The organism is Bradyrhizobium sp. SZCCHNR1017 (assembly GCF_032381375.1).
Lineage (GTDB): Bacteria > Pseudomonadota > Alphaproteobacteria > Rhizobiales > Xanthobacteraceae > Bradyrhizobium.
The window spans coordinates 437,275-450,844 of the sequence record NZ_JAUHIR010000001.1 but is presented as its reverse complement, the minus strand read 5'-3'; the positions used below and the strand labels follow the sequence as shown (position 1 = coordinate 450,844).

Genomic DNA, 13,570 nt, shown 5'->3' with positions numbered 1-13,570 from the left:
TTGATGCACGCGCCCGTTATCGATACCGAGGCCACGACAGCCATCGGCGCCAGCGGTCCGCTGGCGCCGCTCCAGCGTGTTGTCTCGCTGCTCAATCGCATCATCGTGGTTCTGGCCGCGTTCGCACTGGTCGCGGCCTGCCTCATCCTGAGCTACAGCGTGGCGGGCCGTGCACTGTTCAAGGCCGCCAACTACTGGCAGGACGAAGCCGCCGTGTTCTTGCTCGTCGGCGCCACCTTCATGACTGCGGCCTATGTGCAGGAGCATCGCGGCCACGTCAGCATCGAAGCCTTCGTTGGGCTGATGTCGCCGCTCGCCAACAAGATCAGGCTCTGGCTGGTCGACGTCGCGAGCTTTTTGTTTTGTGCCTTCTTCACTTGGAAATCCTGGACCCTGACACATGAGGCCTGGGTCGATGGTCAGGTCTCGAATTCGATGTGGTCGCCGCCGCTGGCGATTCCTTACGGCCTGATGGCCGCCGGGATGACCCTGCTGTGCCTGCAGATGCTGCTGCAGATCGTGGCTCCGATGACCGGAGCGCGTCGATGAGCGTGTTCGGAATTGGGGTTGCCTACGGACTCTCGACCCTGTTTGCGATGTTCGCGGGCATGCCGATCGCGTTCGCGCTCGGCGCCGTGGCCGTCGTGTTCATGGCCATCTACATGCCTGCCGCGTCGCTCGATACGGTCACGCAGAACGTCTACGAGGAAATGGCGTCGATCACGCTGCTATCGATCCCGCTGTTCATCCTCAAGGGCGCGGCGATCGGCCGCTCCCGCGCAGGCCAGGACCTCTACTCGGCGCTGCATGCGTGGCTGCATCGCGTGCCCGGCGGATTGGGCGTCGCCAACGTGTTCGCCTGCGCGCTGTTCGCGGCGATGGCGGGGTCATCCCCCGCGACCTGCTCGGCGATCGGCTCGGCCGGAATTCCCGAGATGCGCAAGCGCGGCTATTCCGGCGGCTTCGCCGCCGGCATCATCGCGGCCGGCGGCACGCTCGGCATTCTGCTGCCGCCCTCGATTACGATGATCCTGTTCGCGATCGCAGCGGAGAAATCGCTGGGACGGCTGTTCCTGGCCGGTATCGGCCCCGGGCTGCTGCTGGTGACCCTGTTCGGCGTCTATTCGGTGGTGCGCTTCCGGCAGGAATATGCGCGCGCGAAAGCCGTCTATGAGAAATCGGGCGCGTGGTCGGACATCCTGACCAAGGACGATTTTACGATGGCGCAGCGCTTCTCCGTGCTGCCACGCGTGATTCCGTTCGTGCTGCTGCTGACCGGCGTCATGGTCGCGCTCTATGGCGGCCTCGCCACGCCATCGGAAACAGCCGGTCTCGGTGGCATCCTCGCGCTCGTGCTGATCGCGATCATCTACCGCGTCTGGAGCCCGGCCGATCTCGCGCCCATCATGAAGGCGACGCTGCGCGAATCGACCATGCTGATGCTGATCATCGGCATGTCGCTGCTGTACTCCTACGTGATGAGCTACCTGCACATCTCGCAGTCGGTTGCGGAGTCCATCGTGGCGATGCACCTGCCGCGCTGGGAACTGTTGTTCGCGATCCTGCTGATGGTGGTCGTGCTCGGCTTCTTCCTGCCGCCGGTATCGATCATCCTGATGACTGCCCCGATCATCCTCCCGCCTCTGCGGGCAGCAAACTTCGACATCATCTGGTTCGGCGTGGTGATGACGATCGTGATGGAGATGGGCCTGATTCACCCGCCGGTGGGTCTGAACATCTTCGTCATCAGGAACGTCGCGCCGGACATCCCGCTGCGCGAGGTGATCTGGGGCACGCTGCCGTTCGTCCTGCTGATGATGGCCGCCGTGCTGCTGCTCTGCTTCGTGCCGCAGATCTCGACGGCGCTGCCGGATCTCGTGATGGGGCCGGATCTCAGCCGCTGACACGCGGCGAATGGCGAATAGGGAGTGGCGAATAGGGAATACGGCGAGTCTGCCTTTCCCTACTCGCTATTCGCCCCTTCAGCCATTTGCTGCTCGCATGTTCTTCGCGTTCAGCGCCGCTGCAACACGGCTCACGGGTGGCCGACCGAGCAGCCGGCTCATGTCGTTGGTGGCGGCCAGCAGTTTCGTCATGTCGACGCCGGTGCCGATGCCCATGCCTTCGAGCATGTAGACGACGTCCTCGGTCGCGACGTTGCCAGTCGCGCCCGGCGCGAACGGGCAGCCGCCGAGGCCGCCGGCCGCGGCATCGATGACGCGGACGCCCTCCTCCATGCCCGCATAGAGATTGGCCAGCGCCTGGCCGTAGGTGTCGTGGAAATGCATCGCCAGATGCGTCACCGGCACGTCGTCGCAGACGGCGCGCAGCATCTGCTTTGCCTTGAGCGGCGTCCCGACACCGATCGTGTCACCCAGCGAGACCTCGTAGCAGCCCAGATCCCACAGCGCCTTGGCCACGCCGGCTACGGCCTGCGGCTTGATCTCGCCCTCATACGGGCAGCCCAGCGCGCAGGAGACGTAGCCGCGCACCCTGATGCCGTCGGTCCTGGCGTGGGCGATCACCGGCTTGAAGCGCTCCAGCGACTCCGCGATCGAACAGTTGATGTTGGCGCGGGAGAAGCTCTCGGAGGCCGCAGTGAACACGGAAATCACCTTGGCGCCGGCGGCGCGCGCGGCCTCATAGCCCTTCACGTTGGGCACCAGCACATGGAATTCGCCGGGTAGCGCAGCCACGCTGCGCATGACCTCGTCCGAGCCCACCATCTGCGGGATCGCCTTGGGCGAGACGAAGGCGCCGACCTCGACCGTGGTCAGGCCCGCCGCGACCAGCGCGCGGATGAAGGCGATGCGATCGGCGACGCTGATCGACATCTTCTCGTTCTGCAGGCCGTCCCGCGGGCCCATTTCGATGATGCGCACGCTCTCGCTCATGCCGACCTCTTCGGTTCGAGGATCAGGCGGACGGTTCGAGGTCCGCCAGTTCGACGCCTTCCTGCACGATGTCGCCGACCTTGCACTTGATCGCCTTGAGCCGGCCTGCGAACGGCGCTCGCAGGGTCTGCTCCATCTTCATGACTTCGAGCGTCAGGATCGCCGCACCCTTCTCCAGGACGGCGCCTTCCTGCGCAAGCAGCGCCACGACGGTCCCCGGCAACGGCGCCACGATCTTGTCCTCGCCGGCCTGCTCCTCGTCGTCACCGCCGAACGGATCGATCCAATGTAGATCGAAACGGCCGTTGCGGGTCCGCAGGTACAGCTCATGGCCCTCGATGACGGCCACCACATGGGATTTGACGCCGTCGCACACAAGGTCGAAGCCGCCGTCATCAGTCGGAAGTGCCGAGAACGAGGTCTCACGGCCCTCGATCGACAGGCGCTGCACGCTGGGACCATAGGCCAGCGTGGCGGTCCGCGGTTCATTCCCAGCGCTTTGGCGGAACGAGAACACGCGCTGCCGCAGCCCCACCGGCATCCAACCGGATGCGCGCCACGGCGAGCCTTGCTCCTTGGCCGCGGTCTGCTCGCCGATGAGAATGGCCGCGACGGCTGCACTGAGCTCGAGGTCGCCGGCCACCGCCCCCGACGGGGTCAGATGTGTCAGATGGCGCTCGATGAAACCGGTGTCGATCGCGTTCGCCACGACGTCGGGATGCGTTAGCAGCGACGACAGGAACGGGATGTTGCTGACGATACCTCGGACGTCGGTGTCCTCAAGGCCGCGGTTGAGCCGCTCGATCGCGACCTCGCGGGTCGGCGCCCAGGCGATCATCTTGGCGAGCATCGCGTCGTAATAGGGCGAGACCACATCGCTCTCGCGATAGCCGGCATCGATGCGCAGGCCGCCGGTTTCAGCGGGAAACCGCCAGGTCTTGATCGTTCCGACTGAGGGCATGAAATTCTTGGCGGGATTCTCCGCGTACACGCGTGCCTCGATGGCATGGCCATGCAAGCGGATCTGGTCCTGCGTCAGCGGCAGCGCGTCGCCGAAGGCGACGCGCAACTGCCATTCGACGAGATCGACGCCGGTGATCAACTCGGTGACGGGATGCTCGACCTGCAGGCGCGTGTTCATCTCTATGAAGAACACGTCGCGGCCGTCGGAGACGAACTCGATGGTGCCCGCCCCGACATAGTTGACCGCGCCGGCCGCGCGACGCGCCGCGGCGCAGACCGTCTCCCGCTGCTCCGGCGTCAGCGTCGGCGACGGCGCCTCCTCGATCACCTTCTGGTGCCGACGCTGCAAGGTGCATTCGCGCTCGAACAGCGACACCAGATTGCCGTGGCTGTCGCCGATGATCTGCACCTCGATGTGGCGCGGGTTCTGGACGAATTTCTCGATCAGCACACGATCGTCGCCGAACGCCGCCTTGGCCTCGCGCTTGGCGCTGGTGACGGCATCAGCGAGATCGCCGGCTGCATTGACCACGCGCATGCCGCGGCCGCCGCCACCGGCGGAGGCCTTGATCAGAACGGGAAAGCCGATCCGCGCGGCTTCATTGGCGAGCGTCGCCTCGTCCTGCGCCTCGCCGTGATAGCCGGGCACCAGCGGCACGCCGGCCTGCTCCATCAGGAATTTGGAGCCGGACTTGGAACCCATCGCGGTGATCATCGCGGCCGTCGGCCCGACGAACACCAGGCCCGCGTCGAGACAGGTCTGCGCGAATTCGGCGCTCTCGGACAGGAAGCCATAGCCGGGATGAACCGCCTCGGCGCCTGTCTGCCTCGCAGCCTCGATCAAGCGCTCGATGTTGAGATAGGAATCGCGGGCGCGTGCGGGGCCGAGCAGCACCGCCTCGTCGGCGAGCGCGACATGCAGCGCGTTTCGATCCGCCTCGGAGTAGACCGCGACGGTCTTCAATCCCATCGCGCGTGCCGTGCGGATGACGCGCACGGCGATCTCGCCGCGGTTGGCGATCAGGAGCTTGCGAAAACGACGATACAATCCGGGACGAGCCATGATCACATCCTGAACAGGCCGAATTTGGTCGGCTCGACCGGGGCATTGGCGGCGGCAGACAATCCGAGCCCGAGCACAAGGCGGGTATCGGCGGGATCGATCACGCCGTCGTCCCACAGCCGCGCCGTCGCGTAGTAGGGATTGCCCTGGGCCTCGTATTGCGCACGGATGGGGCTGCGGAATTTCTCTTCCTCTTCCGCAGGCCAGCTCTCGCCCTTGGCCTCGATGCCGTCGCGGCGGACCTGGCTCAGCACCATCGCGGCCTGCTCGCCGCCCATCACCGAGATGCGCGCGTTCGGCCACATCCAGAGGAAACGCGGCGCATAGGCGCGGCCGCACATGCCGTAATTGCCGGCGCCGTAGGAGCCGCCGATCACCACGGTGAACTTGGGAACCGACGCGGTCGCGACCGCAGTCACCAGCTTGGCGCCGTCGCGGGCGATGCCGCCGGCCTCGTATTTCTTGCCGACCATGAAGCCGGTGATGTTCTGCAGGAACACCAGCGGAATGTTGCGCTGGCAGCACAGTTCGATGAAATGCGCACCCTTCAGCGAGCTCTCGCTGAACAGGATGCCGTTGTTGGCGATGATGCCGACCGGATGGCCCCAGATGTGGGCGAAGCCGCACACCAGCGTCTGGCCGTAGAGCTTCTTGAACTCGTCGAACTCCGAGCCGTCGACCACCCGCGCGATGATGTCGCGCACGTCGAACGGCTTGCGGCCGTCGACCGGCACGACGCCGTAGATCTCTTCCGCCGCATAGCGCGGCTCGCGCACCTCGCGCATGTTCAGCGCGCTGCGCGCGCCCGGCGGCTTCAGCGTGCCGACGATGCGACGCGCGATGCCGATCGCATGGGCGTCGTTCTGTGCGTAGTGATCGGTGACGCCCGACTGGCGTGAATGCACGTCGGCGCCGCCCAGTTCCTCGGCGGTGACCACCTCGCCGGTCGCCGCCTTCACCAGCGGCGGGCCGCCAAGAAAAATCGTGCCCTGATTGCGCACGATGATGCTCTCGTCCGACATCGCCGGCACATAGGCGCCGCCGGCGGTGCACGAGCCCATCACGATCGCGATCTGCGGGATGCCTTGCGCCGACATCTGCGCCTGATTGTAGAAGATGCGGCCGAAATGCCGCTCGTCCGGGAAGATCTCGTCCTGCAGCGGCAGGAACGCGCCCCCGGAATCGACCATGTAGACGCAGGGAAGGTTGTTCTGCCGCGCGATGTCCTGGGCGCGCAGGTGCTTCTTCACCGTCATCGGGTAGTAGGTGCCGCCCTTGATGGTGGCGTCGTTGGCGACGACGACGCATTCGCGGCCGGCAATGCGGCCGATGCCGGTGACGATGCTCGCCGAATGGACGTCGCCGCCATAGAGCCCGTGCGCGGCCAATGGCGACAGCTCCAGGAACGCCGTTCCAGGGTCGAGCAGCAGGTCCACACGCTGACGCGCCAGCATCTTGCCGCGCGACAGGTGCCGCTTGCGCGAGGCCTCGCCGCCGCCCTCGGCGACCTGCCCCAGCTTCGTCCTGAGGTCGGCGACCAGCGCGCGCATGGCGTCGGCATTGCGGGCGAAATCGGAGGACGATGGATCGATCGTGGAGTGAAGCGTCATGACCGGCGTCTTCGTTGCGAGGCTGGAGGGGGAAGCCGTGGGAGCACGCGTCAGAGCGGTCGCGGCCGTTCAGGCCGCTGAGAGCCTGGGTGTACCATCTTTGCCCGCATGCTGTCCTCCCTGCCCGTCGTCGGCGGCCCGGTCTGCGGCCGTCCGTCCTTCTCGAATTAAACGATCATACGTTTTTAAATTCTATTCTCAAGCGGATTGTTGTAGGGTCCGGGGTGAGCAGCATTTGCTTGAGACCACGGAATTTTCAGACTTCACTACGGGGCCCCTCCCGAGGCGGATCCGCCGCGATCGGCACCGGGACGGTCCAGCGAGGACGAGATGGCGCGCACGATCGGGTCACATGGTCCGACGACGATGGAGGCGATCCGCAAGGCCGGCCTGCGGCTGATCTTCCAGCACGGCTATGAGGCCATGAGCCTCCGCCAGCTCGCCGCCGAGGTCGGCATCCAGCCAGGCTCGCTCTACAATCACATCAGCACCAAGCAGGAGCTGCTGGCGGAGCTGATCCAGGACCACATCAACAATCTCCTGCGCGAGCTCGACCAAGCGCTGCGCGACACCCATGGCCCCGTCGAACGCCTGAGGGCGTTCGTCGCCTTCCACGTCAGCTATCACATGACCCGGAAGCGCGAGGTCTTCATCGCCAATTCGGAGCTGCGCAGCCTCGATCCCCGCAACTATGAGGCGGTGGTGGCGCTGCGCGGCGCCTATGAGCGCCGGCTGGCCGACATCCTCGGCGACGGTGTGGCGCAAGGCGTGTTCGACGTCGACGACATCCAGGTCGCGACCTTTGCCATCATCGCGCTCCTGACCGGGCTGTGCAGCTGGTACCGTCCTGGCGGCCGGCTCACCAGGGAGGCGATCATCGCGGCCCACGAGAAGCTCGTGCTCTCGGGCGTCATGCCGCGCATCACCGGGCCTGATCAGGCCGGCGGTGGCCGGCCTGATCACCCGACCGGCTGAACGGGCCGCGCCGATGGCTGGCAGCCCGGAGCTTGACGCGATCGATCGCAGGATCCTGGCGGAGCTCCAGGCCGATGGCCGGATCCGCATCAACGAGCTCGCCGATCGGGTGGGGATCTCGCATCCGAACTGCCTGCGCCGGGTGCGGACGCTGCGCAGCAGCGGCGTGATCAAGTCCATCCGCGCCAGCATCGATGAACGGTCGCTGGGCTATGAGGTGGTCGCGTTCGTGTCGATTCAGCTCGACAGCCAGCACCAGACGGCGCTGGAATCGTTCGAGGCCGCGATCGTGACGTTGCCCTGGGTCCAGCAATGCTGGCGGCTGTCGGGAGATGCGGATTTTCTGCTGAAATGCGTGTCGACCGGGGTCGAAGGCATGAGCCGCCAGCTCCGCCAGTTCGCCGCCCTGCCCGGCGTCCGGGCCATCAGGAGCTTCCCGGTGCTCGGCCTGTCCAAGGACGCTCCACTGCCCATCCCCGGCGGGCCGCCTCAAACAGGGTGAACGGATGACGGCCGGGCCGGCCCCTCAATGCGTCCAGGGCTCGCCGCGGCGGAACGAGAAATTGTCGGCATAGGCGATCTGCCGCTTCACCGGCTCCTTCGGCTCGATCACCTGATAGGGAATGCCCTTGCGCTCGCAATAGGCGATCGCCTCGTCCTTGGTGTCGAAGCGCAAGGTGACCTGCTGCTTCATGTCCGAGGAGGACGTCCAGCCCATCAGCGGCTCGACCGAACGCGGCAGCTCCGGCTCATAATCCAACTGCCAGTCCCGGGTCTTGGCCTTGCCCGATTGCATCGCGTTCTTGGCGGGCTTGAAAATGCGTGCGGTCATGGCTGGAAGAGCCCCTGGAAGCTGCGTCGTCATGCGTTTGGCGGAAACGGCCGGGATGGGGTACAGGCAAGCGTCGGCACGGAACGGTGATTCCCATCCTGGACATGACCGTCTATCGTGCCCCGTATAGTCATTCTGCCGTCCCGTGACAATCTCGGTCGACTGCCACGGCGCCTCTGCTCCCCGAACGCTTTCCATTCAAAACAGTGCGTTGAAGCGGCCATGAAAATCAATGCCACGCTGCCCGAGCGAGGGCGCGACCTTCGGCTCGACCTGTTTCGCGGAATCGCCAACTGGGCGATCTTTCTCGATCACATCCCGGACAACGTGGTGAACTGGATCACCACGCGGAATTACGGCTTCAGCGACGCCGCCGACCTGTTCGTGTTCATCTCCGGCTATACCGCCTCGTTCGTCTATGCGCGCATGATGATCGACCGCGGCTTCATCGTCGGCGCCACCCGGCTGTTCAAGCGGGTGTGGCAGCTCTACGTCGCCCACATCGTGCTGTTCGTGATTTATATTGTGGCCATCAGCTATCTGGCGACGCGGTTCGGCGTCTCCGAGATCATCGACGAGTTCAACGTCGCAGGCCTGGTCGACCACGCCAGCGATACGCTGGCCCAGGGACTGATCCTGAAGTTCAAGCCGGTCAATCTCGACGTGCTGCCGCTCTACATCGTGCTGATGGGCTTCTTCCCGCCGGTGCTGTGGATGATGCTGCGCCAGCCCGACCTGACCATGATCGCCTCGATCGTGCTTTGGCTCGTGGCGCGACAGATGGGCTGGAATTTCGCGGCCTATCCGGCGGGCACCTGGTACTTCAATCCGTATTGCTGGCAGGTGCTGTTCGTGTTCGGCTCCTGGTGCGCGCTCGGCGGTGCCCGCCGCTCGATGGGCATCATCATGGCGCCGGCCACGCTGTATTTCTGCATCGCCTATATGGTGCTCGCGCTGGTCATGACGATGGCCGGCCGCTTCCCCGAGCTCGGATCGATGTTTCCGAACTGGCTCTATTCGGCCTTCAATCCCAACGACAAGACCAATCTCGCGCCGTACCGCTTCCTGCATTTCGTGGTGATCGTCATTTTGGTCATCCGGTTCGTGCCGAAGGAATGGCCGGGCCTGGAGTGGAAGGCGTTCGATCCCCTCATCGTCTGCGGCCAACAGTCGCTGGCGGTGTTCTGCGTCGGCGTGTTCCTGTCCTTCATCGGCCATTTCACCCTGATGCTGAGCTCAGGTTCGCTGCTGGCGCAGATCCTCGTCAGCGCGGCGGGTATCGCGATCATGACCACCGTGGCCTACTACATCTCCTGGTCGAAGCGGCAGGACAAGCCGCTGCCGAAGCCGCCTGCGCCGAAGTAAACCCCGCGCATCAGGGGCGCGGGGGCGGTCCCGCGTCCGTTGACCTGCATCAAGCCGGCCACGATCGGGCTCGCTAAGGTTTGCTTCACAACGAGTGCCGCCTTCCGCGGCGCGCGTTCCATGGCGAACGCGCAAGGCCGCCACGCGGCGATTTGCTGACAAGGACCAGAATATGCCGACCCATTTCCATGCCGTCGTGTGGCTCGATCACAGCGAGGCCAAGGTGTTCCATATCGGACTGACCGGTGCCGACGAGCTGACGCTGCATCCACACCTGCAGACCAAGCACCTGCACCACAAGGCCAACGAGATCGGCAGCGGCCACGCGGCGCCCGACAAGAATTTCCTCGAGGAGGTCGCGCACGCGCTCGATGACGCCGGCGAGATCCTGATCATCGGCCCGGCCGGCGCCAAGACCGAGCTTGCCAAGTACCTGCACGAGAAGCATCCTGCGGTCGGAAAGCGCATCGTCGGCGTCGAAGCTGCCGATCACCCGACCGATCGCCAGATCGTCGCCTATGCCAAACAGCACTTCAAGATGGCTCCGCCCCGCGTGGCGACGGGCACTGCCGGCTAAGTATAGCCTTTCTCCCGTCGCAGGGTCCGTTCGATCATGGACATGCTGACGCCGGACCGATCCAACGCCATTGCTGCCCCGCCGGCCGTCGATCGCGGCCGGCGTCGTTTTCCGTGGCGCGGCCTGCTCTCGATCATCCTGCTGTTCGGCGCGCTGGCTGGGCTTGCCGCATGGTGGCTGCGTGGACCGCTGATCGCGACCGCCCGCATCACCCGCGGCACGGCGGCCGAGATCGTGTATGCGACCGGCGCGGTGGAGCCGGAGACGTGGTCGCGGAGCACGCCCCTGGTCCGCGGCCGCATCGTCGAGCGCTGCCGCTGCGAAGGCAAGCTGGTCAAGGCCGGCGACGTGCTGGCGCGGCTCGACGACAAGGAGGCGCTGGCCACCTTGAACGATCTGCGCGCACAGGAGGAATTCCAGCGCCTCGAATTCGAGCGGCAGACGCAGCTACTGGCACGCGGCGCGGCCACCTCGCAAGCGTACCAGCGCTCCGAAAGCGATCTCGCCCGCATCCGCGCCCAGATCGCGGCCCAGACCCAGCGCCTCGACTACTTCAAGCTGGTGGCGCCGATGGACGGCGTCGTCCTCAAGGAGGACGGCGAGGTCGGCGACATGGTTGATCCCGGCACCATCCTCTACCGCGTCGGCCTGGAGAAGCCGCTCTGGGTCGTCGCCGACGTCAACGAGGAGGACATCCCCCGTGTCCAGGTCGGGCAGAAGGCGCTGCTACGCGCCGATGCGTTTGGCAACCAGGCCCTGCCCGGGACGGTGAAGCAGATCACGCCGGCGGGTGATCCCGTGGCCAAGACGTTCCGCGTGCGGATCGGCTTGCCCGACAACACGCCGCTGCGCGTCGGCATGAGCGTCGAGGCCAACATCGTCAGCCGCGAGACGGGTGACACGCTGCTCGCGCCGGCCAATGCCGTCGTCAACAACAGCCTCATGGTGATCGATGGCGGCCGTGTGCACCGGCGCGCGGTGCGGATCGGCATCCGCGGCTCCGCGGCGGTCGAGATCCTCGACGGCGCCCGCGAGGGCGAGCTGGTCGCGGCGCCGGCGACCGCCGACATCAAGGACGGCGAGCGGATTCGCGTGATCGAGCCCGAGACGTCCGTGCCATGAGCCTCGTCCTGACCATCGCCTGGACCCATGTGCGCCACCGCGCCCGCCAGACGCTGGTCGCGATCGCCGGCGTCATGACCGGCGTGGCGTTTTCGGTGATGATGGCGGCGATGATGGAGGGCTCCCAGGACGACTTCATCCGCACGCTGGTCGACGCGCTGCCGCACATTTCGATCACCGACGAACTGCGCCAGCCGACCCGCCAGCCGGCCGACCAGGTCTATGCGGCGGCCGAATATCATCGATTGACTCCGAATATCCGCCGTCCCGGCATCAAGAACCCGATGGCCACCATCGCCTCGCTGCAGGGCTGGGTGCCGGGCGCGCTGACGGCGTCGGTGCAGTCCAAGGCCGTGCTGCGCTTCGCCGGCCGCAACCTCACGGTCGCGATCATCGGCATCGATCCTCGCACGGAGGGCCAAGTCTCGACGCTGGCGAGCCACATGCGGCAGGGCAACCTCAATTCGCTGTACCGGTCCTCGCATGCGATCCTGCTCGGCGACCGGCTCGCGGCCAAGATCGGCGCGCGGGTGAACTCCAACATCACGCTCGCCTCGGCCCAGGGCGTCAACATGAATGCAACTGTCGTCGGCATCTTCCATTCCGGCTTCCGCGGCACCGACGAGACCACCGGCTACGTGCTGCTGCGCACCGCGCAGATCCTGGAGCGCCAGACCGGGATCATCAACGAGATCCGCGTCCGCACCAACGATCCGATGCTGGCGCGCCTGATCAGCGAGCGCATCGGCGAGCAGACCGGCTACAAGGCGGTCTCCTGGCAGGAGGCGCAGGAGGACCTGCTGGCGGCGATCACGCTGCGCAACGTGCTGATGTACACCATCGTCGGCGCCATCCTGCTGGTCGCGAGCTTCGGCACCTACAACATCATCTCGACCATCACCCACGAGAAGACCCGCGACATCGCCATCCTCAAGTCGCTCGGCTTCCGCGACCGCACGGTCCGAACCATCTTCATCGTCGAGGCGCTGTTCATCGGCCTGACCGGTGCCGCCCTCGGCTGGGCGCTCGGCTACCTGCTTACCCGCGGGCTGGCCTCGCTCGAGTTCAAGACGCCGTTCTCCGACTACAATCATCTGCCCGTGCTGTATTCGCTGAAGCACTATCTGCTGGCCGGCGCGGTCGCGCTGATCTCCAGCGCGGTCGCCGGCTACTTTCCGGCCCGCGCCGCGGCGCGGTTGCATCCGGTCGACATCATCCGGGGGGCGACGTGAGCCCGCCCCTGATCGAGGCGCGGCAAGTGACGAAGGTGCTGCCTGGCGAGGTGCCGGTGACGCTGGTCGCCGACATCGATCTCGTGATCCATCCGCGCGAGCTCATCGCCATCACCGGACCGTCGGGTTCGGGCAAATCCTCCCTGCTCTACCTGCTTGGCCTGCTCGACCTGCCGAGCCAGGGCGACGTGCTGATCGACGGCCGCTCGACGACCGGCATGGGCGAGGATGAGCGCGCCGAGGTGCGGCTGTCGCGGCTCGGCTTCGTCTTCCAGTTTCATTTCCTGCTGCCGGAATTCTCGATCACCGAGAACGTCGCGCTGCCGATGCGCGCGCTGGCACGGCTGTCGCCGCGCGCCATCACCCAGCGTGCCGAGGAGCTGCTGGCGTCGCTTGGGCTGGCCGAGCATCTGCGCAAGACGCCGGACAAATTGTCGGGTGGCCAGCGCCAGCGCGTGGCGGTGGCGCGCGCGCTCGCCAACGATCCGCCGGTGATCCTCGCCGATGAGCCGACCGGCAGCCTCGACACCGCCGCGACCGCGCAGGTGTTCGGCATCCTGCGCGATCTGGTCACGCTGCGCGGCAAGACGGTCGTCGCGGTCACGCACGACCTCAACCTCGCCGCTCAGATGCAACGGCGTGTGCACATCATCGACGGCCGGCTGGCGCACGACGAGTTGGCGCGCTGATCCGCCCGCCGCGACCTCGGCACGGTCGACGCGCGAACCGCCTCCTGCGCCTGATTTGATTTAGCGCAAAGACGCGAGATTTCGATTCAGAGGATGCTGACGACCAGCGGATGTTCCTTCCCCGGATTCACCCGCACACTTCGGATGCTCCCGGGTTTTGCCGCTGCGGGAGCATCCGAATTTTTTTGGCCAGGCGCGCTCGCGGTCGCTCGTGCCGATTGACGGCCGGCGGCCTGGCCGAAATCCTT

The 13,570-nt window shown here is 66.0% G+C and carries 13 protein-coding genes; 9 read left to right on the top strand and 4 right to left on the bottom strand.

What is annotated here, in order from left to right; all coding sequences use genetic code 11:
- The first annotated feature begins 3 nt into the window (after positions 1-3).
- Positions 4-549, top strand: a complete 546-nt coding sequence (locus QW863_RS02210; protein WP_315712056.1) for a TRAP transporter small permease — start codon at positions 4-6, stop codon at positions 547-549.
- Positions 546-1,904 (top strand): TRAP transporter large permease, encoded by a 1,359-nt coding sequence (locus QW863_RS02205; RefSeq protein WP_315712058.1) that lies wholly within the window; start codon positions 546-548, stop codon positions 1,902-1,904. Before QW863_RS02210 ends, QW863_RS02205 begins: the two co-directional genes overlap by 4 nt.
- A 78-nt stretch (positions 1,905-1,982) precedes the next feature.
- On the opposite strand, the gene QW863_RS02200 is transcribed toward QW863_RS02205, so the two are convergent.
- Genes QW863_RS02200 through QW863_RS02190 form a run of 3 tightly spaced genes read right to left on the bottom strand, consistent with a single transcriptional unit; the run spans position 1,983 to position 6,530 of the window.
- On the bottom strand, positions 1,983-2,894 hold the full coding sequence (locus QW863_RS02200) for a hydroxymethylglutaryl-CoA lyase (protein WP_315712059.1): 912 nt from the start codon (positions 2,892-2,894) through the stop codon (positions 1,983-1,985).
- Between the two features lie 22 nt (positions 2,895-2,916).
- Positions 2,917-4,920, bottom strand: a complete 2,004-nt coding sequence (locus QW863_RS02195; RefSeq protein WP_315712060.1) for an acetyl/propionyl/methylcrotonyl-CoA carboxylase subunit alpha — start codon at positions 4,918-4,920, stop codon at positions 2,917-2,919.
- Between the two features lie 2 nt (positions 4,921-4,922).
- The gene (locus tag QW863_RS02190; RefSeq protein WP_315712061.1) at positions 4,923-6,530 is read right to left on the bottom strand and encodes a carboxyl transferase domain-containing protein; all 1,608 of its coding nucleotides are present in this window, start codon (positions 6,528-6,530) and stop codon (positions 4,923-4,925) included.
- Positions 6,531-6,860: 330 nt separating this feature from the next.
- Here QW863_RS02190 and QW863_RS02185 point away from each other — a divergent pair, with 330 nt between their 5' ends.
- Positions 6,861-7,505, top strand: coding sequence for a TetR/AcrR family transcriptional regulator (locus tag QW863_RS02185; protein ID WP_315712062.1), 645 nt, complete (start codon positions 6,861-6,863; stop codon positions 7,503-7,505).
- Positions 7,506-7,518: 13 nt separating this feature from the next.
- Entirely contained in the window at positions 7,519-8,007 is a 489-nt protein-coding gene (locus QW863_RS02180) for an Lrp/AsnC family transcriptional regulator (RefSeq protein WP_315712629.1), read from the top strand.
- 24 nt (positions 8,008-8,031) lie between these two features.
- On the opposite strand, the gene QW863_RS02175 is transcribed toward QW863_RS02180, so the two are convergent.
- Positions 8,032-8,337 carry an ETC complex I subunit gene (locus tag QW863_RS02175; RefSeq protein ID WP_315712064.1) on the bottom strand — a complete coding sequence of 102 codons (306 nt, stop codon included), beginning with the start codon at positions 8,335-8,337 and terminating at the stop codon, positions 8,032-8,034.
- A gap of 222 nt (positions 8,338-8,559) precedes the next feature.
- On the opposite strand from QW863_RS02175, the gene QW863_RS02170 reads away from it, so the two are divergent.
- The 5 genes from QW863_RS02170 to QW863_RS02150 all read left to right on the top strand — a co-directional run bounded on the left by QW863_RS02170 (position 8,560) and on the right by QW863_RS02150 (position 13,322).
- Complete coding sequence (locus QW863_RS02170) at positions 8,560-9,702, top strand: OpgC domain-containing protein (protein WP_315712065.1); 1,143 nt, start codon at positions 8,560-8,562, stop codon at positions 9,700-9,702.
- Positions 9,703-9,874: 172 nt separating this feature from the next.
- A complete protein-coding gene (locus QW863_RS02165) occupies positions 9,875-10,279 on the top strand; it encodes a translational machinery protein (RefSeq protein ID WP_315712066.1) in 405 nt (134 codons plus the stop codon).
- A gap of 42 nt (positions 10,280-10,321) precedes the next feature.
- Entirely contained in the window at positions 10,322-11,401 is a 1,080-nt protein-coding gene (locus QW863_RS02160; RefSeq protein WP_315712067.1) for an efflux RND transporter periplasmic adaptor subunit, read from the top strand.
- On the top strand, positions 11,398-12,633 hold the full coding sequence (locus QW863_RS02155; protein ID WP_315712068.1) for an ABC transporter permease: 1,236 nt from the start codon (positions 11,398-11,400) through the stop codon (positions 12,631-12,633). The genes QW863_RS02160 and QW863_RS02155 overlap by 4 nt, the downstream gene beginning before the upstream one ends.
- Positions 12,630-13,322, top strand: coding sequence for an ABC transporter ATP-binding protein (locus QW863_RS02150; RefSeq protein ID WP_315712070.1), 693 nt, complete (start codon positions 12,630-12,632; stop codon positions 13,320-13,322). Before QW863_RS02155 ends, QW863_RS02150 begins: the two co-directional genes overlap by 4 nt.
- The last annotated feature ends 248 nt before the right edge of the window (positions 13,323-13,570 follow it).

Coding starts and splice junctions, on each gene's coding strand:
- QW863_RS02210 (WP_315712056.1), top strand. CDS start 4: ATGCACGCGCCCGTTATCGATACCGAGGCCACGACAGCCATCGGCGCC.
- QW863_RS02195 (WP_315712060.1), bottom strand. CDS start 4,920: ATGGCTCGTCCCGGATTGTATCGTCGTTTTCGCAAGCTCCTGATCGCC.
- QW863_RS02205 (WP_315712058.1), top strand. CDS start 546: ATGAGCGTGTTCGGAATTGGGGTTGCCTACGGACTCTCGACCCTGTTT.
- QW863_RS02155 (WP_315712068.1), top strand. CDS start 11,398: ATGAGCCTCGTCCTGACCATCGCCTGGACCCATGTGCGCCACCGCGCC.
- QW863_RS02180 (WP_315712629.1), top strand. CDS start 7,519: ATGGCTGGCAGCCCGGAGCTTGACGCGATCGATCGCAGGATCCTGGCG.
- QW863_RS02165 (WP_315712066.1), top strand. CDS start 9,875: ATGCCGACCCATTTCCATGCCGTCGTGTGGCTCGATCACAGCGAGGCC.
- QW863_RS02175 (WP_315712064.1), bottom strand. CDS start 8,337: ATGACCGCACGCATTTTCAAGCCCGCCAAGAACGCGATGCAATCGGGC.
- QW863_RS02185 (WP_315712062.1), top strand. CDS start 6,861: ATGGCGCGCACGATCGGGTCACATGGTCCGACGACGATGGAGGCGATC.
- QW863_RS02170 (WP_315712065.1), top strand. CDS start 8,560: ATGAAAATCAATGCCACGCTGCCCGAGCGAGGGCGCGACCTTCGGCTC.
- QW863_RS02200 (WP_315712059.1), bottom strand. CDS start 2,894: ATGAGCGAGAGCGTGCGCATCATCGAAATGGGCCCGCGGGACGGCCTG.
- QW863_RS02190 (WP_315712061.1), bottom strand. CDS start 6,530: ATGACGCTTCACTCCACGATCGATCCATCGTCCTCCGATTTCGCCCGC.
- QW863_RS02160 (WP_315712067.1), top strand. CDS start 10,322: ATGCTGACGCCGGACCGATCCAACGCCATTGCTGCCCCGCCGGCCGTC.